The sequence below is a fragment of the Sphingobium lactosutens genome (assembly GCF_013393185.1).
Lineage (GTDB): Bacteria > Pseudomonadota > Alphaproteobacteria > Sphingomonadales > Sphingomonadaceae > Sphingobium > Sphingobium lactosutens_A.
The window spans coordinates 163,684-186,677 of the sequence record NZ_QJQX01000057.1; the positions used below are offsets into that span (position 1 = coordinate 163,684).

The 22,994-nt window shown below is 65.0% G+C and carries 24 protein-coding genes; 11 read left to right on the forward strand and 13 right to left on the reverse strand.

The window, feature by feature from the left end; genetic code table 11:
- Window positions 1-15 precede the first annotated feature (15 nt).
- From thrC to coxB, 8 genes are all read right to left on the reverse strand, one after another.
- Entirely contained in the window at window positions 16-1,416 is a 1,401-nt protein-coding gene (thrC, locus tag DM806_RS17010; protein ID WP_179044369.1) for a threonine synthase, read from the reverse strand.
- A gap of 44 nt (window positions 1,417-1,460) precedes the next feature.
- The gene (locus DM806_RS17015; protein WP_179044370.1) at window positions 1,461-2,108 is read right to left on the reverse strand and encodes an SURF1 family cytochrome oxidase biogenesis protein; all 648 of its coding nucleotides are present in this window, start codon (window positions 2,106-2,108) and stop codon (window positions 1,461-1,463) included.
- A gap of 90 nt (window positions 2,109-2,198) precedes the next feature.
- The gene (locus DM806_RS17020) at window positions 2,199-3,029 is read right to left on the reverse strand and encodes a cytochrome c oxidase subunit 3 (RefSeq protein ID WP_179044371.1); all 831 of its coding nucleotides are present in this window, start codon (window positions 3,027-3,029) and stop codon (window positions 2,199-2,201) included.
- A 37-nt stretch (window positions 3,030-3,066) separates the two neighbouring features.
- Window positions 3,067-3,642: a cytochrome c oxidase assembly protein gene (locus tag DM806_RS17025; RefSeq protein WP_179044372.1), complete on the reverse strand. Its 576-nt coding sequence runs from the start codon at window positions 3,640-3,642 to the stop codon at window positions 3,067-3,069.
- Complete coding sequence (locus DM806_RS17030; RefSeq protein WP_179044373.1) at window positions 3,642-3,779, reverse strand: hypothetical protein; 138 nt, start codon at window positions 3,777-3,779, stop codon at window positions 3,642-3,644. Before DM806_RS17030 ends, DM806_RS17025 begins: the two co-directional genes overlap by 1 nt.
- Window positions 3,776-4,696: a heme o synthase gene (locus DM806_RS17035; RefSeq protein ID WP_179044374.1), complete on the reverse strand. Its 921-nt coding sequence runs from the start codon at window positions 4,694-4,696 to the stop codon at window positions 3,776-3,778. The genes DM806_RS17030 and DM806_RS17035 overlap by 4 nt, the downstream gene beginning before the upstream one ends.
- Window positions 4,697-4,832: 136 nt before the next feature.
- Window positions 4,833-6,512, reverse strand: coding sequence for a cytochrome c oxidase subunit I (gene ctaD / locus DM806_RS17040; protein ID WP_179044375.1), 1,680 nt, complete (start codon window positions 6,510-6,512; stop codon window positions 4,833-4,835).
- An 18-nt stretch (window positions 6,513-6,530) separates the two neighbouring features.
- On the reverse strand, window positions 6,531-7,538 hold the full coding sequence (gene coxB / locus DM806_RS17045) for a cytochrome c oxidase subunit II (RefSeq protein ID WP_179044376.1): 1,008 nt from the start codon (window positions 7,536-7,538) through the stop codon (window positions 6,531-6,533).
- Window positions 7,539-7,827: 289 nt separating this feature from the next.
- Between coxB and pyrE the strand changes: the two genes are divergently transcribed.
- From pyrE to DM806_RS17075, 6 genes are all read left to right on the forward strand, one after another.
- The gene (gene pyrE / locus DM806_RS17050) at window positions 7,828-8,409 is read left to right on the forward strand and encodes an orotate phosphoribosyltransferase (protein WP_179044377.1); all 582 of its coding nucleotides are present in this window, start codon (window positions 7,828-7,830) and stop codon (window positions 8,407-8,409) included.
- A 4-nt stretch (window positions 8,410-8,413) separates the two neighbouring features.
- Window positions 8,414-9,142, forward strand: a complete 729-nt coding sequence (locus DM806_RS17055; RefSeq protein ID WP_179044378.1) for a pyridoxine 5'-phosphate synthase — start codon at window positions 8,414-8,416, stop codon at window positions 9,140-9,142.
- A 13-nt stretch (window positions 9,143-9,155) separates the two neighbouring features.
- Window positions 9,156-9,557: a holo-ACP synthase gene (acpS, locus tag DM806_RS17060; protein ID WP_179044379.1), complete on the forward strand. Its 402-nt coding sequence runs from the start codon at window positions 9,156-9,158 to the stop codon at window positions 9,555-9,557.
- A 50-nt stretch (window positions 9,558-9,607) separates the two neighbouring features.
- Entirely contained in the window at window positions 9,608-10,486 is an 879-nt protein-coding gene (gene lepB / locus DM806_RS17065; RefSeq protein WP_179044437.1) for a signal peptidase I, read from the forward strand.
- 26 nt (window positions 10,487-10,512) lie between these two features.
- A complete protein-coding gene (locus DM806_RS17070; RefSeq protein ID WP_179044380.1) occupies window positions 10,513-11,577 on the forward strand; it encodes an AI-2E family transporter in 1,065 nt (354 codons plus the stop codon).
- 224 nt (window positions 11,578-11,801) lie between these two features.
- Window positions 11,802-12,131 (forward strand): hypothetical protein, encoded by a 330-nt coding sequence (locus DM806_RS17075; protein ID WP_179044381.1) that lies wholly within the window; start codon window positions 11,802-11,804, stop codon window positions 12,129-12,131.
- Window positions 12,132-12,191: 60 nt separating this feature from the next.
- Here the strand turns inward: DM806_RS17075 and DM806_RS17080 are convergent, their stop codons facing one another.
- A complete protein-coding gene (locus tag DM806_RS17080) occupies window positions 12,192-12,782 on the reverse strand; it encodes an FKBP-type peptidyl-prolyl cis-trans isomerase (protein ID WP_179044382.1) in 591 nt (196 codons plus the stop codon).
- Between the two features lie 74 nt (window positions 12,783-12,856).
- On the reverse strand, window positions 12,857-13,063 hold the full coding sequence (gene rpsU / locus DM806_RS17085; protein WP_056686590.1) for a 30S ribosomal protein S21: 207 nt from the start codon (window positions 13,061-13,063) through the stop codon (window positions 12,857-12,859).
- 225 nt (window positions 13,064-13,288) lie between these two features.
- Between rpsU and DM806_RS17090 the strand changes: the two genes are divergently transcribed.
- Window positions 13,289-14,047: a class II aldolase/adducin family protein gene (locus DM806_RS17090; RefSeq protein WP_179044383.1), complete on the forward strand. Its 759-nt coding sequence runs from the start codon at window positions 13,289-13,291 to the stop codon at window positions 14,045-14,047.
- A gap of 83 nt (window positions 14,048-14,130) precedes the next feature.
- Here DM806_RS17090 and DM806_RS17095 read toward each other — a convergent pair whose 3' ends face one another.
- Both DM806_RS17095 and DM806_RS17100 read right to left on the reverse strand, forming a co-directional pair.
- Window positions 14,131-17,709: a hydantoinase B/oxoprolinase family protein gene (locus DM806_RS17095; protein WP_179044384.1), complete on the reverse strand. Its 3,579-nt coding sequence runs from the start codon at window positions 17,707-17,709 to the stop codon at window positions 14,131-14,133.
- A gap of 184 nt (window positions 17,710-17,893) precedes the next feature.
- Window positions 17,894-18,448 (reverse strand): outer membrane protein, encoded by a 555-nt coding sequence (locus DM806_RS17100; protein WP_179044385.1) that lies wholly within the window; start codon window positions 18,446-18,448, stop codon window positions 17,894-17,896.
- 315 nt (window positions 18,449-18,763) lie between these two features.
- Between DM806_RS17100 and DM806_RS17105 the strand changes: the two genes are divergently transcribed.
- Both DM806_RS17105 and DM806_RS17110 read left to right on the forward strand, forming a co-directional pair.
- On the forward strand, window positions 18,764-19,441 hold the full coding sequence (locus DM806_RS17105; RefSeq protein ID WP_179044386.1) for a peptidase: 678 nt from the start codon (window positions 18,764-18,766) through the stop codon (window positions 19,439-19,441).
- Entirely contained in the window at window positions 19,441-20,133 is a 693-nt protein-coding gene (locus tag DM806_RS17110; protein ID WP_179044387.1) for a hypothetical protein, read from the forward strand. Before DM806_RS17105 ends, DM806_RS17110 begins: the two co-directional genes overlap by 1 nt.
- 58 nt (window positions 20,134-20,191) lie before the next feature.
- On the opposite strand, the gene DM806_RS17115 is transcribed toward DM806_RS17110, so the two are convergent.
- On the reverse strand, window positions 20,192-20,647 hold the full coding sequence (locus tag DM806_RS17115) for a peptidylprolyl isomerase (RefSeq protein ID WP_179044388.1): 456 nt from the start codon (window positions 20,645-20,647) through the stop codon (window positions 20,192-20,194).
- Window positions 20,648-20,793: 146 nt separating this feature from the next.
- Between DM806_RS17115 and mgtE the strand changes: the two genes are divergently transcribed.
- Window positions 20,794-22,233: a magnesium transporter gene (gene mgtE, locus DM806_RS17120; RefSeq protein WP_179044389.1), complete on the forward strand. Its 1,440-nt coding sequence runs from the start codon at window positions 20,794-20,796 to the stop codon at window positions 22,231-22,233.
- Window positions 22,234-22,423: 190 nt separating this feature from the next.
- Window positions 22,424-22,822, forward strand: coding sequence for a DUF1489 family protein (locus DM806_RS17125; protein WP_179044390.1), 399 nt, complete (start codon window positions 22,424-22,426; stop codon window positions 22,820-22,822).
- The last annotated feature ends 172 nt before the right edge of the window (window positions 22,823-22,994 follow it).

Sequence of the window (22,994 nt, forward strand, 5' to 3'; positions counted from 1 at the left end):
GAACGGATCCTTTGCCTAGCCCCGCGGCGTCGCCCGTTCGGCGACATAGGCGGTGATCGCCTCGAAGGTCGCGGGCAGCTTCGCATAGGCTTCCTCACGCGCGAAGAGATCGCCCACGCGCGGCGGCAGCGGCGGGCGGGTGCCGGTCGCACGCTCCACGGCGTCAGGAAACTTCGCCGCATGGGCTGTCGCCAGCGTCACTACCGGGATGGACGCATCCACGCCCGCTTCACGCGCAGCCGCCAGACCGATCGCGCTATGCGGATCGATGATCTGCCCGGCGGCGTCATAGGCCCAGCGCATCGCCATGGTCATGCCGTCGGCGTCGATGCGCGAGGAGGAGAACAGGCGCGACGCGCCTTCGCGCTGGGCGTTGGTAAGGCGCATGGCCTTGCTCGCTTCGAACGCGCGCATCTGCTCCGCCAGCGCCACGCCATCGCGACCGCCGGCGTCGAACAGCAGCCGCTCGAAGTTGGAGCTGACCTGGATGTCCATGCTGGGGGTGGCGGTCGCCACAACCTGACCCTGGCTATAGTCGCCCTCGGCCAGCGCGCGGTGGAGAATATCGTTGACGTTGGTGGCGACGATCAGCTTGGCGACCGGCAGGCCCATCTGCGCCGCGACATAGCCGGCGAACACATCGCCGAAATTGCCGGTGGGGACGGAGAAGGCGACTTCGCGATCGGGCGCGCCCAGACGCACGGCGGCGTAGAAATAATAGACGACCTGCGCCATCAGCCGCGCCCAGTTGATGCTGTTCACGGCCGACAGGTTGAAGCGGCTCTTGAAGTCGGCGTCGTTGAACATCGCCTTCACCAGCGCCTGCGCATCGTCGAAGCTGCCGTCGATGGCGATGTTGTAGACGTTGGGCGCGCGCACCGTGGTCATCTGGCGGCGCTGGACATCCGACACGCGGCCGTCGGGATGGAGCATGAAGATGTCGATCTTCGCACGGCCCGCCACCGCGTCGATCGCCGCCGAACCGGTGTCGCCCGACGTGGCGCCGACGATGGTCAGGTGATCGTCGCGGCGCGACAGGAAGCGTTCGAACAGCTGGCCGAGCAGCTGGAGCGCGACATCCTTGAACGCCAGCGTCGGGCCGTGGAACAGTTCCAGCACCCAGTGCTGATGGTCGAGCTGGACCAGCGGCGTCACTGCCTGATGGCTGAAGCGGCCATAGGCTGCGTTGCAGAGTTCGCGCAGTTCATCCTCGGTCAGCGAACCGGCGACGAAGGGCGCCATCACACGGACGGCGGTTTCCACATAGGAGAGGCCGGCAAGGGCGCGAATCTGGTCAGCGGTAAAGGCCGGCCAGCTGGTCGGCAGATACAGGCCGCCATCGGACGCCAGCCCTGCCAGCGTCACATCCTCGAACCCGAGCGCGGGCGCGCTCCCCCTGGTGCTCTGATATTGCATAATGGGAAAGCGCGGTAGCGCCAGCCGGGCCGGGGAGCAAGCGTTTAGGCGGCTTTTGTGGCGTTCCTGCGACGCAGGGCGAGAATATAGATGATGACCGCGACCCCGGCGAAGATGAACCATTGCACCGCATAGGCGAGATGGTTGTTTGGCAGATCGGCGGCGGTGGGCGGCGCGACGGGCTTGAGGCCGGCGGGCGCCTGCCGGGCGATGAGCATCGGGCGAAGCGGCGGCGCCTTGCCGCTGGCGCGCATCAACAAGGCCCGATGGTCCGGCTCCTCGCTGATCCAGCCTTCGACCTGACCGCCGGTCCAGGCGGGCTTGTCGTCGGGCTTCTGGCCGACACCGACCGCAACCAGCACGCCCGGCCCTTCCGCCCCGGTCGAGCAATGAGCGATGTGGCGATAGCCGGTGCTGCCATCGGCAGCGCGCCCCGCCTCGACCTGCCAGCTGACGACCGTCAGGCAATGAACCGACGAGGGGCGGAAGAGGATGTCGGATTCGACCGGTGGCAATTTGGGGAAAGCGACGGCCGGCCGCGCGGGATTGGCAGCGGCGAGTGCTAGTGCCTCCGCCTTTTGCGCGCGGCGCTGGAGTTGCCAGACGCCCAGAGCGATCATCGCCAGCACCGCCAGCCCGACGAGGATCGTCGGAATGAAGGGAATGCGGGCTTTGGCGGGCTGATCGGTCATGGCCGGTCCTTCGTAGGCATCGGTTGGTCAAAAGAAAACGGCCGGAAGCTGACGCCCCGGCCGCTATCCCATCAGTGCGATCCGCGCGGATCAGCCGCCATGGACCGGCGCGCCCCAGCCGCCCCAGACATAGATGGCGACGAACAGGAACAGCCACACCACGTCGACAAAGTGCCAGTACCAGGCAGCGGCCTCGAAGCCGAAATGCTGGCGCGGGGTAAAGTGCCCCTGATAGGCACGGACCAGATTCACGATCAGGAAGATGGTGCCGACCAGAACGTGGAAGCCGTGGAAGCCGGTCGCCATGTAAAAGGCCGAACTATAGGGATTGCCGCCGAAATCGAATGGCGCATGGGCATATTCATAGGCCTGCACCGACGAGAAGATGGCGCCCAGGATGATGGTGCACCACAGCCCCTTGATCAGGCCGTCACGGTCGCCATGGATCAGCGCATGGTGCGCCCAGGTGACGGTGGTGCCCGAGCAGAGCAGGATCAGCGTGTTGAGCAGCGGCAGCTCGAACGCGTTCATCACCTCCACGCCCTTGGACGGGAACAGCCCCTCGATCGGCGCAAGCTGGCTGGGGAAGAGGGAGAAGTCGAAAAAGGCCCAGAACCAGCCGACGAAGAACATCACCTCGGACGCGATGAACAGGATCATGCCATAGCGCAGATGCAGCTGGACGACGGGGGTATGATCGCCCGCATGGGCTTCGGCAATGACATTGCCCCACCAGCTGAACATGGTGAAGAGCACGCCCGCAACGCCGATCAGGAAGATCCAGCCGCCGCCGGCGGGCATCGCGTCCGGGTGCATCCACATGATCGCGCCCATCGCCATGACGAGGGCCGACATCGAACCGAACATCGGCCAGATGCTGGGTGGAAGGATATGATAATCGTGATTCTTCGCGCCTGCCATGACCTTCTCTTCCCTGCTCCTGTTCTTGGCTATTTTCTTAGCTTGCCTTCTTCCCCTGCTCAACAGGGTAGAAAGTGTAGCTGAGCGTTATCTGTTGCGTGTCCTTGTTGTCCGGATCGGTCAGGATCTTCGGATCGACATAATAGAGGACGGGCATCCGTACCTCCTCACCCGGCTGCAATGTCTGCTCGGTGAAGCAGAAGCACTGGATCTTGGTGAAATAGGCGCCCGCCTGCGTCGGAGTGACGTTGAAGCTGGCGGTGCCGGTAACGGGCTTGTCCGACATGTTCTTCGCGATGAAGATCGCCATGTCCTTCGCGCCCACCGTCACCGTGTCGGTCGGATGCTCGGGATAGAATTTCCACGGCATGCCCGGCTGGACGTTCGAATCGAAGCGGATCGACATGCTGTGGCCGGTCGCGACCTGCACATTGGTGGATGCCTCCGCCCGCTGGGTCGTGCCGCCGAAACCCGTGCGCTCGCAGAAGATGCGGTAGAGCGGCACCGAAGCGAAGCCGAGGCCCAGCATCGCAAGGCCCACGCCCGCCATCGCCACCATGGTCCGGCGATTGCGCCGGTCCCGGTCGAAGGGCGAAGGGGGCAGCGAGGCCATCAGATATTATGGCTCGCACCGATCTTCGCCAGGGTGATGGCGAAGAAGAGGATGACGAGGAAGCCGAGGAGCAGCCCGGTGACGAGCGCGCGCGACTTCTGCCGGGCGCGGATCTGGTTCAGTTCCTCCGGGGTCACGACAGCATCCAGCGGTCGACGACCACTGCCCCGAACAGGAGGAAAAGATAGAGAATCGAATATTTGAACAGACGCCGTTCCGGCTTCATCAGCGCGGGATCAGTTTCCCGGCTGCGATAGACCTGGAAGGCGAATGCCACGAACAGCGCCGTGCCGAGCAGCGCGGTGACGCCGTAGATGACCCCAGTCAGACGCATCAGCACCGGCGCCAGCGCGGCGGCGGCCATGATCGCGGTGTAGAGCCAGATCTGGCGACGGGTCGCGCGCTCGCCTGCGACGACCGGCAGCATGGGAATGCCCGCCGCCGCATAATCGGGCCGCACGAACAGGGCCAGCGCCCAGAAATGGGGTGGCGTCCAGAAGAAGGTGAGCATGAACAGCGCAATCGGCAGCGCGCCGATATCGCCCGTCACCGCGGCCCAGCCGATTACCGGCGGGAAGGCGCCGGCCGCACCGCCGATGACGATATTCTGCGCCGTGCGGGGCTTGAGCCATATGGTGTAGACGAAGACGTAGAAGAGGATCGAGACGGTCAGCACCGCAGCGGCGAGCCAGTTGGTCGCCATGCCCATCAGCAGCACCGAGAAGACGGCAAGGCCGACGCCGAAGTGCAGCGCCGACTGGCGGTCCATCCGCCCGGACGGAAGCGGCCGGTTGGCGGTGCGCTTCATCTTCGCGTCGATATCGGCTTCCCACCACTGGTTGAGCGTGGCGGCGGCGCCCGCGCCCAGCGCGATGCAGAGGATCGCCGTAAAACCGAGGACCGGGTTGATATGCCCTGGTGCGGCGAGCAGGCCGCACAGGCCGGTGAACACGACCAGGGTCATGACACGCGGCTTGGTCAGCGCGACGAAATCCCGCCAGTGAGCGGGCATTAGAGACGCGCTTGTCCCGGACATGATCGGCGAACTTGCCATAAACTCCTCATTCAATCAGCCGCGCGCGCCATAGAGGCGCGGGCCGATTCCCGCAATGGACAGACGGTCCCACCCCCCGGTGACTGCCTCATGCGCGGCTCGCCCGGCCAGAACCGGGCGCGCGGGACGCCGATCGTCAGTCGACGATCGGCAGCGTCTCGAACTGGTGGAAGGGCGGCGGGCTGGACAGCGTCCATTCCAGCGTCGTGGCGCCTTCACCCCAAGGATTGCCTTCCGCCTGCTTGCCGGCAACGAGCGACCAGATGAGGTTGATGAAGAAGATCACCATGCCGGTGGCCATCACCATATAGCCCATGGTCGCGACCCAGTTCCAGTGCTCGAACGCGGCTGGATAGTCCGGATAGCGACGCGGCATGCCGCTCAGGCCCAGGAAGTGCATCGGGAAGAACAGCATGTTCACGCCGATGAAGAACACCCAGAAGTGCAGATGGCCGAGGAATTCGCTGTACATCCGGCCCGACATTTTCGGGAACCAGTAGTAGAAGCCCGCGAACAGGCCGAACACCGCGCCCAGCGACAGCACATAGTGGAAGTGGGCGACTACATAATAGGTGTCGTGCAGCACATCGTCGACGCCACCATTGGCCAGCACCACGCCGGTCACGCCGCCCACGGTGAACAGGAAGATGAAGCCCAGCGCCCACACCATCGGAGTCTTGAAGCTGATCGAACCGCCCCAGATGGTCGCGATCCAGGAAAAGATCTTGATGCCCGTGGGAACGGCGATGACCATGGTCGCGGCGGTGAAATACATCTTCACATTCACCGACATGCCGGTGGTGAACATGTGGTGCGCCCAGACGACGAAGCCGACCACGCCAATCGCGACCATGGCATAGGCCATGCCGAGATAGCCGAACACTGGCTTGCGGCTGAAGGTCGAGACGATCTGGCTGACGATGCCGAAGCCCGGCAGGATCATGATATAGACTTCAGGATGGCCGAAGAACCAGAAGAGATGCTGGTAGAGTTCGGGATCGCCGCCGCCGGCCGCATCATAGAAGGTGGTGCCGAAGTTGCGATCGGTCAGCAGCATGGTGATCGCGGCGGCCAGGACCGGCAGCGCGAGCAGCAGCAGGAAGGCGGTGACAAGCACCGACCAGACGAACAGCGGCATCTTGTGCAGGGTCATGCCCGGCGCGCGCATGTTGAGGATAGTGGTGATGAAGTTGATCGCACCCAGGATCGAGCTTGCACCCGCAATGTGGAGCGACAGGATCGCCATGTCGACGGCCGGGCCGGCCGAACCACTCGTCGAGAGCGGGGCGTAAACGGTCCAGCCAGTGCCCGCGCCATTGCCGGTGCCGCCGGGGACGAAGGTCGAGCCGAGCAGCAGGGCGAAAGCGGGGATGAGCAGCCAGAAGCTGATATTGTTCATCCGCGGGAAGGCCATGTCCGGCGCGCCGATCATGATCGGCACGAACCAGTTACCGAAGCCGCCGATCATCGCGGGCATCACCATGAAGAAGACCATGATGAGGCCGTGCGCCGTGATCAGCACGTTCCACAGGTGATAGGCCTGGTCCAGCGTCGCCGTGGGGCCGTCGCTCCACTGCGCCCAGAGGTGCAGATACTGGATGCCCGGATGCGCCAGTTCGGCGCGCATCAGGCCCGAAATGCCGCCGCCGATGATCCCGGCGATGATCGCGAAGATCAGATAGAGGGTGCCGATGTCCTTGTGGTTGGTGGACATGAACCAGCGCTGGAAGAAGGCCGGCTTGTGATCGGCATCATGATGGTCGTGAGCCCCATGGTCAGAGGCGCCGCCGTGATGATCTGCGGTGATGGTGGTCATGGCGTTCCTACCCCTGCATCAAATCTTTTTTGCGCCATCGGCCGGAGCGGCCTGGGCGGTCGTTGCCGCCCCTTCTTTTCTCAGCGAACCGCCCTGCGAAAGCACCCACTGGTCGAACTGCTCGGGCGGCAGCGCCTCGATCGCGATCGGCATGAAGCCGTGGCGCGCGCCGCACAGTTCCGAACACTGGCCGTAATAGACGCCCGGCTTCTCGATGGTGAAGCTCTTCTCATTGAGGCGACCCGGCACGGCGTCCATCTTCACCCAGAGCGAGGGCACGGCGAAGCTGTGGATAACGTCGGCGGCGGTGATGATGAGCTTGACCGGGCGGCCGGCGGGCAGGACGAGACGATTATCGGGCGCGAGCAGATAGGGCTCGCCATTGGCCTTCGCCTTGTCTTCGGGCAGCAGGTTGGACACGAATTCGGGGATGCCCGCATCGGGATATTCATAGCCCCAATACCATTGATAGCCCGTGACCTTGACGGTCAGCGCATCTTTGGGCGCGGGCTTATACTGGTCGGCGAGCAGGCCGATCGAGGGCACCGCGATCGCCAGCAGGACCAGCACGGGGACGACCGTCCATAACACTTCGACGAGGGTATTGTGCGAGGTCTTGGACGGCACCGGGTTGGCGGAGCGGCGATAGCGGATCATCACATAGAGCATCAGCACCAGCACGAAGATGGAGATGATGGTGATGATCGGCAGCAGCATCACGTCGTGCAGCCAGCGCGCGGTCTTGCCGGTGTCGGTGAACTGTTCCTGGAGCGTGTATTCGCCAGGGCGGGGCATGCCGATGCCCTCGGTCGGCTTCATCCGGGGCGGGGCCGCAACCTTTGCGACGGGGGCAGCTTCGGCCGCCGGCGCGGTGGCATTGGCGGCCGATTCGGCGGGAGCGGCGGCATTGTCGGAAGCCGGCGCGGCAACGGCGGCATTCTCTTGAGCAAGAGCGGGACCGTTCATCGCCATAGCGGGCGCAAAGGCCAATAATCCGGCGAGAACGAGTGACTTCACCTTTTTCATAGCCTCTTCATACCCCTAACCCCTTGGCGCCGCTGCGACGAAGCTGCACTTTTCATGCATGGACTTCGCCCGGTCGGTTCTGTCGCGGCTTATAGGCAGGCTTTCCGCCAGCCTCAAGCACAGATGGAGCAGATTTTCTTCGCTGTTGCAACGCACTCCCCACCCGCCTATCTCGCAGGTCCACGCATGGGGGCGTGGACGGGACGCCTTGGGGCGCCCCTTTTGATACAAGGCAGCGGCCCGGAATGCGAACAGGCGACGGGGCCGCGCGACAGGAATAGTGGACGGCATGACTGACGAGGAAGTATTGGCGGAATTCCGGGCGGCAGGGGCGCTGCTCGAAGGGCATTTCATCCTGTCGTCGGGCCGCCGCAGCGCCAATTATCTGCAGTGCGCCCGCGTGCTGATGAACGCCGAGCGCGCCGGCAAGCTGGCCCGCGCCACGGTGCAGCAGTTGCCCCGCGAACTGCGGCAGGAGATCGACCTGGTGGTCTCGCCCGCGATGGGCGGCCTGATCATCGGCCATGAAGTCGGCCGCGCGCTGGACAAGGACGCCGTTTTCCTGGAGCGCCCCGAAGGCACCTTCGAGCTGCGCCGCGGCTTCGCGATCACGCCGGGCCAGAAGGTGCTGATGGTCGAGGACGTCGTCACCACCGGCTTGTCCTCGCGCCAGGCGATCGAGGCGGTTGAGGCGGAAGGCGGCATCGTCGTCGCCGAAGTCGCGCTGGTCGACCGTTCGGCCGGCGAAGTGGACCTGGGCGTCCCCTTCTACCCACTCGTCTCCATCAATTTCCCGGTCTATGACGAAGACGCCGTGCCGCCCGAACTGGCGGCGGTCCCGGCGATCAAGCCCGGCAGCCGGAAGCAGTAGTCCGATGAGCGCGCCCCTTCGCCTTGGCGTCAACATCGACCATGTGGCGACCATCCGCAACGCGCGCGGGGGCGAGCATCCCGACCCGGTCAAGGCTGCCTTGCTGGCGGTGAAGGCCGGCGCCGACGGCATCACCGCGCATCTGCGCGAGGATCGCCGCCATATCCGCGACGAGGATATCGCCATGCTGATGGCGGCGCTGGACGTGCCGCTGAACCTAGAGATGGCCGCGACGCAGGAGATGCTGGACATCGCGCTGCGCCACAAGCCGCATGCCGCCTGCATCGTGCCGGAAAAGCGCGAGGAGCGCACGACCGAAGGCGGCCTCGACGCCGCCGGGCAGATCGAGGTGCTGAAGCCGATCGTCGCGAAGCTGAACGAGGATGGCATTCGCGTCAGCCTATTCATCGAGGCGGATGCCGCGCAGATCGAAGCGGCGATCCAGCTGGGCGCGCCGGTGGTCGAATTCCACACCGGCGCCTATGCGCACCTGACCGGCGAAGCCCGCGCGGTCGAACTGCGGCGGATCGCCGACGCGGCGGCGCTGGCGGCCAAGAACGGCATCGAACCCCATGCCGGCCATGGCCTGACCTTCGACAATGTCGCGCCGATCGCCGCCATCCCGCAGGTCGCCGAACTCAATATCGGCCATTTCCTGATCGGTGAGGCGATCTTCGGCGGGCTGGAAAGCAGCATCCGCGAGATGCGCCGCCAGATGGACCTGGCGCGATGAAGGTGATGCAGCCGTGATCATCGGCCTCGGCTCCGACCTCTGCAATATCGAGCGGATCCAGAATTCGCTCGATCGCTTTGGCACACGGTTCGAGAGCCGCGTCTTCACCGACGTCGAACAGGCCAAGGCCAATCGCCGCCCCTTCACGAAAGCCGGAACGCTCGCCAAGCGCTTCGCCGCCAAGGAGGCCTTTTCCAAGGCGGTCGGCACCGGCTTCAAGGCGGGCGTCTTCATGAAGGATATCGGCGTCATTAACGCGCCGTCGGGCGCGCCGACGCTCAAGCTGACCGGCGGGGCGCTGGCGCGGTTGGAATCGATGGTCCCGGCCGGGCACAAGCCCGTCATTCATCTGACGCTCACCGACGATCATCCATGGGCGCAGGCCTTCGTCATCATCGAGGCGCTGCCCCTGTGACGTCCCGGCCCGACGACCCCAACGCCTCCGACTCCAATGAAAGCCAGCCCGTGACGGCCATCGACCTGCCCGACAATCCCGCCCCCGAAACGCAGGACAGCCAGGACAAGGGCGCTTCGGTCAACTGGCTGCATGAGGTGAAGAGCATCACGCTGCTGATCCTCGCCGTGCTGGCCTTCCACAGCTTCGTCGCCAAGCCATTCTACATTCCCAGCGAATCGATGATGCCGGTGCTGTTGACGGGCGACCGGCTGGTGGTGAGCAAATTCCCCTATGGCTGGTCCTATGTCTCGCCCAGTTTCCACCCCCTGCCCTTCCTGAAGGGCCGCATTCTGGGCCGCCTGCCCGAGCGCGGCGATATCGTCATCGTCAGCCCGCAGAACCGGCGCGAGGATTATATCAAGCGCGTCATCGGCCTGCCCGGCGACATCATCGAGGTGCGCGGCGGGCAGGTGATCCTGAACGGCGTCGCGGTGCCGCAGAAGGTACTGAAACCGCTGCGCATCCCGGTCGACGGCAATGCGCCCTGCTCGCCGCTGCAATTCCCCGGCGCGCGGGTGACGGGCAAGGATGGCCGCGACTATTGCGAACTGCCGGTGCGGCAGGAAATCCTGCCCAACGGCAAGACCTATGTCACCATAGACATGGGGCCAAGCGCGCTCGACTGGTATGGTCCGGTTCGCGTGCCGGCGGATCATGTCTTCCTGATGGGCGACAATCGCGACAACAGCGCCGACAGCCGTGCGCCGCTGGAGGAAAATGGCCTGGGCGGACCGGTGCCGTGGGAAGCGATCGGCGGCCGGGCCGAGTTCATCACCTTCAGCCTGGACGGCGATTCGAGCTGGAACCCGATGAGCTGGATTCATGCCTTTCGCAGTGGCCGCGCAGGGAACAGCCTGCGCCCGGAGAGCGTTGCAGCTCCGAAATAGTCCTGGCTGAATAAGGGGGTTCGGGTTTGAGCGACAAACATGTTCATGTCGAGTTACCCGGCCCGAGCGAAGTCCGCAGCCCACTCGTCCAGCAGGAACTGAAACGCGCGGGCGTCTGGTTCGCGCTCGCCATCGCCATCGCACTGGTCGTGCTGCTGGCGCAGCCGCTGATGCTGGTGATGGGCGCGCTGGTGCTGGCGACGATGATGGATGGCGGCACGCGGCTGCTGGGCCGGATATTGCCGATCGGGCGCGGCTGGCGGCTGGCGATCGTGCTGCTGGGGGCGGTCGCATTCCTCGCCTATACTTTCTACCTCACCGGATCGAGTCTGGCCCAACAGGCACAGGCGATGCGCGGCATCGTCGAGGCGCAGGTGGCGCGGATCGGCGGCTGGATGCAGCAGTTGGGCATCACCACAACGCCCGATGACCTGAAAGGGCTGGCGCAACAGGCGATGAGCAGCATGGGCCGGGTGACGGCGGCCGTCGGCACGGCGGTCGGCGCGATCACCAGCGGCGTCATGATGCTGGTGCTGGCCATCTTCATCGCGGTGGAACCCAAGCTCTACGAGCGCGGCGTCGCCTGGATGCTGCCGATGGAGAAGCGCGCGCATTTCTATGCCATCGCCGACAAGATGGGCTGGACGCTGCGTCGGCTGATGTTCGGGCGCATCATCGGCATGACGGTGGAGGGCGTGGGCGTCTGGCTGTTCCTCTGGGCAGGCGGCGTACCGATGGCGGGGCTGCTCGGCATCCTCACCGGCCTGTTCGCCTTCCTGCCCAATATCGGGTCGATCATCTCCGGCGTCCTCATCATCCTCGTCGGATTTTCGGGCGGGATGCATACCGGCCTCTATGCCTTTGGCGTCTACATGGCGGTGCAGATCGTCGACGGCTATCTGATCGTGCCGATGGTGGCGAAGCGCGCCACCGACCTGGCCCCGGCGCTGGTGCTGGGCGCGCAGATCCTGTTCGGCGCGCTGTTCGGCATCATGGGCCTGTTCCTGGCCGATCCCATCGTCGCGATGATCAAGGTCTATCTGGAGGAACGATCCAAGGCGCTGGCGACGAAACAGATCGTGCGGGAATAGGAAAGTCGCGGCTTAACTTCGCACATTTCCCGCTAGTTTCGACATTAACTGTCCGATGTTGGAAATTATCGTTCGCACAGGGCACTGGATATCGCCCCGACGCTTATCCCTACCAGCCCCGCCCACAATAGGACAGCATGGCGTTGCGATGATGGAACGTCCCGCCTGTTCCGCGCTTTTTCAACATGATAATGTTCGACAATCATGAGAAGAGGAGTCGCGCGATGACCGTGGGCCTGGACAAGGAAAAGAAGCTGCATTTCGACCTGACCAATGTCGGCATGCGGGCGCAGGCAACGGCCGTCGGCCTGTTGCAGCTGTGCCGGGAATTGCGCAGCGCGGGCATATTGGACGATGCCGCGATCGAGCGGATCAAGGGTGCGATCGCCTGCGACATCGAGGTATCGGCCCCCCGTTCCGTCGCGACCGCCGCCTATCGGCAGGATATCAAGGGACGGCTGGACCAGCTTTTTTCCGGCGAAGCGAAGATGGGCAGCGCGGATGCGCTGGCCTTCGGTGCCCGGCCGGGCGGCGCCGGCCAGGAAAAACACTGATCGGGCAAAAGAAAAGGGGCCGACTGGCGGCCCCTTCCTCGACTCATCTGGCTGTGTAGGTCAGTGGCCGGCAGGCGGCACTGCACCCGGCATGGCACCCTGCGGCGGAATGCCACCCTGCTGCTGCATCATCTGCTGCTGCAGCTGCATCAGTTCCGCCTTCGACTTGAAGTCGTGCAGCGACACGTCGAACACCAGCACCGAACCACCGGGGATCGGGCCGTTATCGGCGTCGCCATAGCCGAGCTGCGGCGGAATCCACAGGCGATACTTACCGCCCTTCTTCATCTTCTGAAGACCTTCGGAGAAGCCGGGCACCACGCCGTCAATCGGCATCGGCGCCTGCGGATTCTCGTCGAAGACCGTGCCGTCGAGCAGCGCGCCCTTATATCCGACCAGCGCGACGTCCGCGACGGTCGGGCTGGCGCCCGTGCCTTCTTCCAGCACCTTGTACTGGAGGCCCGATTCGGTCGTCACCACGCCGGCTTCATGCGCATTCTGCGACAGGAAGGCCGCCGGCGACGCCGCGACACCCTGCTGCCCTGCCCAGGCAAGGCCACCCGCGGCCAGCGCGACGGCGGCAATGCCAACCCAGAGCCGCGTCAGCGACCCCTTGGCGATAGGACGAAGGGGAACGGCCGTCGTGGACATGGGCGGAAGCTCGCTAATTCAGGGCAGGAAAGTCGTCGGCAGACGGGGCAGCGGATGCCGCCCCGATACGGCGCTTACTTCGCGCCGTCGCGCTCGGCGCGCTTGCGTTCCATCTTGCGCGCGCGGCGGACCGCAGCGGCCTTTTCACGGGCGCGCTTTTCCGACGGCTTCTCATAGTGGCGACGCAGCTTCATTTCGCGATACACGCCTTCACGCTGCAGCTTCTTCTTGAGCGCGCGGAGGGCCTGGTCGACATTGTTGTCGCGAACGATGATCTGCATAAGTCCGTCAATCTCCAATCAAAAACGGGCGGTTCGCCGGGACAGAAAGTCCTTCCCGACGGCCCGACCGAATAGCAAAGCCAGTGAGTCGTCGCAGGTCACCCTGCGCCATGTGGGCGGCGCCCTACCAGTGCAGGCACGCAAATTCAACCCAAAAGGCCCCAATCTCGACATTTGCGACGAGCGGGCGGATAGTGCGGCCATAAAAGACACAGGAGGATCGCCATGGCAACAGCCGCGCACAAGCCCCACATGTCCACCCAGGAATGGGAGGCGCGCCAGCAACTCGCCGCCTGCTATCGCATCTTCGACCATCTGGGTTGGTCGGAACTGATCTACAATCACATCACGCTGCGGGTGCCGGGAGAAGAAAATAGCTTTCTGATCAACCCCTTCGGCCTTGGCTATCATGAGGTAACGGCGTCCAATCTGGTGAAGATCGATATTGACGGCCAGGTGCTGGACGGCAGCCCCTATCCGGTCAACCGCGCCGGCTTCACCCAGCACAGCGTCTTCCACCGGCATCTGCCCGACGCCCATTGCATCATCCACACGCATACGACGGCGGGCATGGCGGTGAGCGCGACGAAAGAAGGGCTGCGGCCGATCAGCTTCTACGCCGCCGCCTTTATCGGCCAGATCGCCTATCATGACTTTGAGGGCGTCACGATTCGGCCAGACGAGGGCGAAAGGCTGATCGCGCATCTGGGCGACAAGCGGGTGATGATGCTGCGCAACCATGGGACTTTGGTGATGGCGTCGACTTTGCCCGAGGCGTTCCTGAAGCAGTGGCTGCTCCAGCGGGCGTGCGAGATTCAGGTCGCGGCGGGTGCGGCCGGGACGCCGGTCGACATCCCGCCCGACGTGATCGCAGTGCACCAGCGCGATCTGGCGGGCGTGCAACTGCCTGTCGGGCCGGGCGTGCCGGATTTCCAGTCGATGGTCCGGGTGATCGATCGGGTCGATTCGAGCTGGCAGCGGTAAAGGCCAGCAGCCATTCCCTTCGAGCGTGTCGAGGAGCGGTTAGAGGTTTCTCGACACGCTCGAAACGAACGGAGGTGGATGCATCATACCTTCCCGAATCCCCCGCCACCGGGCGTTTCGATGACGAAGGCGTCGCCGGACTGCAATTGCGCCGTCGCGGTGGAGCCGAGCGGTTCCACCATGCCGTCGGCGCGCTCCACCCAGTTGCGTCCCGGCGCGCCCGGCGCGCCGCCGTCGAGACCGAAGGGCGGGACGCTGCGGCGATTCGCGAGGATGCCGGCGGTCATGTCTTCGAGGAAGCGGATGCGGCGCAGGCCGCCATGTCCACCGCGATGCCGCCCCTCGCCGCCCGAATCGGAGCGGATCGAAAATTCCTCCAGCAGGACGGGGAAGCGGGTTTCGAGAATCTCCGGGTCGGTGAGGCGGCTGTTGGTCATGTGGGTCTGGACGACGTCGGCGCCATCGAAATCGGGACCGGCGCCCGATCCGCCGGCGATCGTCTCATAATATTGGTGGCGGTCGTTGCCGAAGGTGAAGTTGTTCATCGTCCCCTGCGCGCCCGCCATGACGCCCAGCGCCCCGAACAGCGCGTCGGTCACGACCTGGCTGGTTTCGACATTGCCCGCGACCACGGCGGCGGGATGACGGGGGCGGAGCATCGATCCTTCGGGCACGATGATGGTGATGGGCTTCAGGCACCCGTCATTCATCGGCACCGCCTCATCGATCAGCGTGCGCACGACATAGAGGACGGCGGCGCGGACGACCGACAACGGGGCGTTGAAATTGCCGGGCAACTGGCCGGAGGAGCCGGTGAAGTCGATCGTGGCGGAATGCGAGTCCGCATCGATCTGGACAGCGACCTGGACAATCGCACCATTGTCCATCGGATAGGCGAAACGGCCATCGGACAGGCGACCGATCAGGCGGCGGACGGCGGCTTCGGCCTGATCCTGCACATGGCACATATAGGCGGCAACGGTGTCGGCGCCATAATCGTTGCTTATTCGTAACAATTCAGCAGCACCTTTGGCGCAGGCGGCGATCTGGGCGGATAGGTCGGCGATATTCTGGTCGATGTTGCGCGCCGGGAAGGGGCCGGCGGCGAGCAGGTCGCGAATCGCGCCCTCGCGGAAATCGCCCCGGTCCACCACCAGCAGATTGTCGAGGATGATACCCTCTTCCTCCACCGACCGGCTGCCCGGCGGCATCGATCCCGGCGTGATGCCGCCGATATCGGCATGATGGCCACGCGCAGCGACATAGAAGGAGGGCGCGTCGCGGCCATCGACGAACACCGGCATAACCACGGTGACGTCGGGCAGATGGGTGCCACCGTCATAGGGGGCGTTCAGCGCATAGACGTCGCCCGGCTGCATCCCGCGATCGTCCAGCGCCGCGCCATCCGCCCCGATGCCACGGCGGCGCATGATGGCGCGGATGCTTTCGCCCATGCTGCCCAGATGCACCGGCATGTGCGGCGCGTTGGCGACGAGGTTGCCCTGCGCATCGAACAGCGCGCAGGAGAAATCGAGGCGCTCGCGGATATTGACCGAGGAGGCGCTGTGTTGGAGCGCAGCGCCCATTTCCTCGGCAATGGCCATGAACAGGCCCCCCATCACCTCCAGCCGCACCGGATCGACCGCACCGGCTTCATCCGATTCCGGCAGCGGTCGCGGCAGGTGGCGGGTGAGGATCAGATTGCCGATCGCATCGACCTGCGCGCGCCAGCCCGGCTCGACCGCGGTGGTGGAGACGGGATCGATGATGAGCGCGGGACCGTCTATTGCGCTGTCGGCGGAGAGACCCGCGCGATCGTAGACGGGCGCGGGCGCGCCGGCATAGTCGACCTGCGCCAACGGCGGCGCGGCTTCGTCGGCGATGGCGACGATGCCGCCCATCGCCTCCTGCGTCGAGGCGATCGCCTCGACCCGCGCCATGTCGACGAGGATGCGGCCTTGTCCCTCGAACCCGAAGCGGGCGCGATGCTGGGTCAGGAAATCGGCCCGCATCACGTCATGATCGGCGAGCCGCACGTCGAACAGGCTGTCGGTGCGATCATAGCGCAGGCGCAGCAGCGTTTCGGTCCGATCGGCCTGCGGCAGGTCGGCGCGGGCGTCATCGGCCAGCGCATCGACGGCGGCATGAAGATTCACCATCGCCGCCGGATCGAGCGGCAGGGCCAGCGTGCGTTCCCGCACCGAGCGACGGTCTGCGAGGCCCATGCCATAGGCGGACAGCACGCCGCCCAGCGGATGGATCATCACCCGGTCCATGCCCAGCGCGTCGGCAACCAGACAGGCATGTTGCCCCCCTGCCCCGCCGAAGCTGGCGAGCGTGTAGCGGCTGACATCATGGCCGCGCGCGACCGAGATGCGCTTGATCGCATTGGCCATGTTGGCGACGGCGACGGCGATAAAGCCCTGCGCGGCCTCCTGCGGCGTCATGGTGCGGCCGGTTTCCGCCTGCACCTGCGCGCAGAGGGCGGCGAAGCGCTGTTCGACGATGTCCCGGTCGAGCGGCTGGTCGCCGTTCGGACCGAACAGGCTGGGGAAGAAGCCGGGCTGGACCTTGCCCAGCATGACATTGCAATCGGTGATGGTGAGCGGGCCGCCGCGCCGGTAGCAGGCCGGTCCCGGCACCGCGCCCGCCGATTCGGGGCCGACGCGGAAACGACCGTCGACGAAGGAACAGATGGAGCCGCCGCCCGCCGCGATGGTGTGGATGCGCATCATCGGCGCGCGCAGGCGCACGCCCGCCACCCGCGCTTCATTGTCGCGCTCATAAGCGCCGGCATAGTGGGACACGTCGGTCGAGGTGCCGCCCATGTCGAAGCCGATGACTTCATGGAAACCCGCCTGCTCCGACGTGCGGGCGAGGCCGACAATGCCCCCTGCCGGACCGGAGAGGACGGCGTCCTTGCCCCGGAACAGGTCGCCCTGCGTCAGGCCGCCGTTCGACTGCATGAACAGCATGTCGGTGTCGTCGCCCAGCGCCGCCTGCAGCCCGTCGACATAGGCGCGCAGCACAGGGGAGAGATAGGCGTCGGCCAGCGTCGTGTCGCCGCGTCCGACCAGCTTGATGAGCGGGGCGACGTCATGGCTGGCGCTGATCTGGGTGAAACCGATCTCGATCGCGATTTCGACGAGACGCCGTTCGTGCGCGGGATAGCGATAGCCGTGCATCAGCAGGATCGCGACGGCGCGCAGCCCCCGGTCATGGGCGGATTGCAGCGTGGCGCGGGCGGCTTCTTCGTCCAGCGGCGTGCGGACGCCGCCGTCGGCCATCAGCCGCTCGTCGATCTCGACCACATCGGCATGGAGCGGGTCGGGCAGGATGATCTGGCGGGCGAACAGGTCGGGCCGCTCCTGCGTGCCGATGCGCAGCGCATCGCGAAAACCGCGCGTCACCGCGAGCAGCACCGGTTCGCCCTTGCGTTCCAGCAGGGCGTTAGTGGCGATGGTGGTGCCGATGCGCAGCGAGCAAGACGGGATCGGGCCATCGCCCGCGCCGGTCAGGCGGCGGACCGCTTCGACGGCGGCGTCGGCATAGCGTTCGGGATCGCTGGAAAGAAGCTTCGCGGTGTGCAGCCGCCCGTCGGGGTCGCGCGCCACCACGTCCGTGAAGGTGCCGCCGCGATCGATCCAAAATTGCCAGGTCATGCGCGACCTGATGGCGGGGTGGGGGCGGATTGGCAAGCGGGCGACTGGAGCCGGCAGGGGGAATGCGGAACGGTTGCAGTCCTGATACCGTTCCGCACCCCAACTCCCGCCACGGCCAAAACCGCCGCGGGAAATGACCGAGTAAGGACGGGGCGGATCGTTCAGACCCGCCCCATCTGAAAGATCAGAATTTCGCGACGACGCCCGCCATCGGGCGGATCGAATGGAAATTGCCGGTGGTGTCGGCCTGAACGCGCAGGCGGACATTGCTGCTCTGCGCCGACCCGCCCATGTCGGCGGGCGACAATTCAATGCCCGCGCCATAGGTCATGCCGTGGAAATCCGGGCTATCCTTGCCGAGCGCGGCGAAATTGGTCCACTGATAGCCGACCTTGCCGAAGATCAGGCTGTCCTTGCCCGCCTTCACGCCGGCGCGGCCCGCCACGCCATATTCCCAGTCGATGTCTCCGGACACGCCCTTGGACGCGGTGCCCTCGACACCCAGCACGACCGGGCCGGCGACATTATAGTTCACGCCCGCGACGCCTTCGACCATGCGGCCCTTGTAGCCGACCGGCGGAATGCCTTCCTTGCTGGTTTCGCTGTCATAATTATGTACGCCGGCCATCACGCCGACATAGGGTTCGATGCGCTTGGCAGAGCCGGCATCGTCCTGCGCCAGGGCGGCGGCGGGAATCAGCGACGCGGCGGCGGCTGCCGTGAAAAGCAGTGTCTTCATGGGTGTGACCCTTTTTGTCTGTGGGAAATTTGCGGCGGTGTGGACCCGCCGGGTCGCAGGATCGGCGCTGCAAGCGTCCGGGCGACGGGTAAGAAATGGCCGGGACCGCCGGAAGGTTTCCTGAACGGATCGCGAAAATCGGGCAAAAGCCGATTATGTGATGGAAAGAACACGGTTTCTGTCAGCCAGATGAACGGAAACCGACTTTTCTGAACAGGGAATAAATGCTTGCACAGCGCGCCTTTAACCATTCACAACCAATTCAAACTGAGGGCGTTATCCCGTCATCAGAAGGACTGTTGAAGGAGACAGGCGATGACTGGGACCACAAGAAGGTTTCTCGCCACCCTTGGCCTGGCCGGTGCGCTGGCCCTGGGTGGCTGCGCCTATGACGACGGCTATGGCTATGGCGGGGTAAGCGTCGGCAGCGGCTATTATGGCGGCGGCTATTACGACCCCTATTATAGCCCCGGCTATTATCCCGGCGGCTATGGCTGGTACGATAATTATTATTATCCGGGCAGCGGCTATTATGTGTACGATCGAGGCGGCAGGCGCCATCGCTGGAACGATGGGCAGCGCCGCTATTGGGAAGGCCGACGGAGCAACCGTCCCGATGATGGCCGCTGGAGCGGAAATCGTCCGGATGACGGCCGCTGGCGCGATCGCAATCGCAATCCGTCGGGTCCGGGCAACTGGACGCCGCCGCGCCGGGACGCGAACGGTAACTGGACCCGGCCGAACCCGCCACGCGGCGACGATCGCGGGTCGGGGCGCGGGCCGGGCCGCTGGCGCGGCAATGACGGCGCGCGCCCGGCGCCGTCCGCCGGATCGCAACCCAATTTCCGCCCACCACAGCAAGGACGTCCACAAATGAGTCAACCGCGCCCGCAGCGCGAATGGGGCGCCCGCCCCTCCCCCGGCATGCGCGCCGATCGCCCCGTCCGGTCGGGCGGCGGCCGTGAGCCTGGCGCACGGGTGCGCCCGGACTGATGCGGGGATTGATAAGGCCCGCCCTGCTGCTTCCCCTCCTGCTCGTCGCTGCCTGCGACGGGCGGGAGGAGAGCGCGATCGACAATATCGCCAACGGCGCTAATTCGACGCAGGTGGAAAATAATGTCCGCGCCGAGGCGATGGCGCTGATGGAACCGCTCAACCCGCCTGCACCCGGCACGCCAGGCGGCCTGCCCGTCGATCCCGCACCGATCGCGGAGGGATCGATCGAACCGGACAGTGCGCAGGGCGCCGCGCAGGTGGTGCAGGGCTATTATGGCCTGCTGGAGGAAAAGCGGTTCGAGGATGCGCAGGATCTGTGGAATCCGGAAGGCGCGATCGGGGCGCAGGATGACGCGCATTTCGAAGCGCGCTTTCGCGGTTTCAGCGAGATTCACGCCAATATCGGCGCGCCCTCCGAGCCGGACGGCGCGGCGGGGTCCGTCTACGTAACCGTGCCGGTGCAGGTCTATGGCCGGATCGCGGCCAATGGCAAACCCTTCTACACGCTGCGACAAGTGGTGTTGCGCCGCGTCGACGATGTGCCCGGATCGACCGAAGAGCAGAAGCGCTGGCATATCGAATCGATCGGAGCCTATGTGCCGCCGCCCGCGACCGACGAGGCCGCAAATGGCGCGGAGGCCGCCAAGGCCATTTCCATGACCGACGGCATGGCGCGCAAGACGCCCTGAACAAGGAAACGCCCGGCCTTTCGAGGGACCGGGCGTTTCTTTTACCCTTTTGGTCGGATCAGGCGACGGTCGCCTTGACGATCTTGCCGGGGGTCTTGGGCGGCTCGCCCTTGGGCAGCGCGTCGACATGCTCCATGCCCGACGTGACTTCGCCCCAGACGGTATATTGGCCGTCGAGGAAGGTCGCGTCGTCGAAGCAGATGAAGAACTGGCTGTTGGCGCTGTTCGGGTTGGCCGCACGGGCCATCGAGCAGACGCCGCGGACGTGCGGTTCGCGGCTGAATTCGGCCTTCAGGTCGGGCTTGTCGGGGTGGCCGCCCATGCCGGTGCCGGTCGGATCGCCGCCCTGCGCCATGAAGCCGGGGATGACGCGGTGGAAGACCACGCCGTCATAGAAGCCTTCCTTTGCGTTTTCGACGATGCGTGCGACATGGCCGGGCGCGAGGTCCGGGCGCAGCTTGATCACGACGTCGCCGCCGCTGTCGAGGGTGAGGGTAAGCGTTTCGTCGGCCATGGAAGTCCTCTCTTGCCGGGGAAGATATGAGTTGTGCCCATATAAAGGCTAATGAGGCCGATGGAAGCGCTCTCTCCCCATTGCTTTTCGTTTGAGCATCGGCGAAAGCGACAAAATGTTACAGGAACCGGACAGTAGGGGGCGCTATGAGCGAGCGCGGCGATTCCGCCGAACCCCTTATGCACGGGGAAGAATTTGAAGACGTCCTGATCGAGGCGGCGGAAGCCAGCCACGACGAGGATGACCGTCTGAAACCCGAATATCTGACCGCCGTGCTCGACGCGGTGGAAGAAGGCGACAGCGAAAAGGCGCGCGACCTCGTTTCGCCGCTGCACCCGGCCGACATTGCCGACCTTCTCGAACTGACCCCGTCGGACCAGCGCGCGGACGTCGCCGCTGCGCTGGGCGACCTGGTCGGCGCGGAAGTGCTGTCGGAACTGAACGACTATGTCCGCGACGACCTGATCGGCGCGCTCGCGCCCGAACAGGTGGCCGAGTTCGCGTCCGAACTGGACACCGACGACGCGGTCGCGATCATCGAGGATATGGAGGAGGCCGACCAGCAGGCCGTCCTCGATGCGATGGAGCCGGAAGATCGCGCCGCGATCCAGTCCGCCCTCTCCTATCCGGAAGAATCCGCCGGCCGCCTGATGCAGCGCGACCTGGTCGCGGTGCCCGAGCATATGACGGTCGGTCAGGTGATCGACTATCTGCGCGACAATCAGGATTTGACCCGCGATTTCTGGGAAATCTTCGTCGTCGATGCCGGGCACAAGCCGATCGGCACCTGCCAGCTGAGCTGGGTGCTGACCTGCCCGCGCGGCATCGCCATGGCCGACCTGATGAAGCGCGAGCAGACGCTGATCCCGGTCGACATGGACCAGGAAGAAGTCGCGCTGCGCTTCCAGAAATATGCGCTGATCTCCGCCGCGGTGGTCGATTCGTCGGGCAGGCTGGTCGGCATGATCACGGTCGACGACATCGTCCACATCATTTCCGAGGAAGCGGGTGAGGATATTCTTCGCCTGTCGGGTGCGGGCGAAGGCGACATCAACGAGCCGGTGATGGACAGCTATCGCGCGCGCGTGCGTTGGCTGCTGACCAATTTGCTGACTGCGTTGGTGGCGTCGACCATCATCGGCATCTTCGAAGGCACGATCCAGAAGATGGTGGCGCTCGCCACGCTGATGCCGATCGTCGCGGGCGTGGGCGGCAATGCCGGCAGCCAGACCATGGCGGTGACGGTGCGCGCGCTCGCCACCAACCAGATCACCGGGTCGAACGCCCGCCGCACCATCATCCGCGAGATTCGCGTGGCGTTGCTCAATGGCGCGACGGTGGCGGTGGTGCTGGGGATCGGCGTCGGGCTGGTGTTCCAGAATATGGCGCTGGGCGGGGTGATAGCTGCGGCGATGATCACCAATATCGTGACGGCGGGGCTGGCCGGCGCGGCGGTGCCGCTGGCGTTCGACCGGATGAACCTCGACCCCGCGGTAGCCTCCTCCATCTTCGTCACAATGATCACCGATTCGATGGGTTTCTTTGCTTTCCTGGGGCTGGCGACGGCCGCGGGATTGACCGGCTGACGCAAAGGCCCATCTAGTGGTCCGATTCTGACATTCGGCACCGCTGGAGGCCATGTCACACACGAATGTCAGAATCTGTTCGGACCACTAGAAATATGTGATTCTAGTGGATTTTACGATTTTGACATTTGCAGACCCATCCCAGCCGTCAGGGGATGCAAATGTCAAAATCAACCCACTAGGGCGTTCCATGCCGTTGAACCTCACCAAGATCGCCTTCCAGAGCGAAAGCCCTGCCTCCCTGCGCGCCTGGCTGGAAAGCCATGACGGCGAAGCCCGCCTCACCACGCGCTATCTGCCCAAGCGGGTGGAGGAGATGGCCGGCGGGTCGCTCTACTGGATTCATGCCCATGCGCTGGTCGGGCGCAGCCCGTTGCTGGGCTTTCAGGAGACGGGACAGGGCCGCTACTGGATCAGGCTGGCGCCGATGCTGATTCCCGTGCGCGCTATGCCGAAACGCGCGCATCAGGGCTGGCGCTATCTGGAGGAGAAGGACGCCCCGCCCGACCTGAGCGGCGGCGAGGCGGACGATCTGGACGCGATGCCGCCCAAGCTGCTGGGCGAACTGACGCGGCTGGGGCTGGTGTAGGGTTAGAGGAATCCCGCCCCCTCCGTTCGTTTCGAGCATGTCGAGAAACGAGGCAGGCCGCGTTCAGCGCAGCCAAAGGCAAGTGTTGCGCTATCCGCTTCTCGACAGGCTCGAAGCGAAGGAATACGGGTGCGTTTCGGATATGCCGACCACACAGTGCGATCTCCCCGAA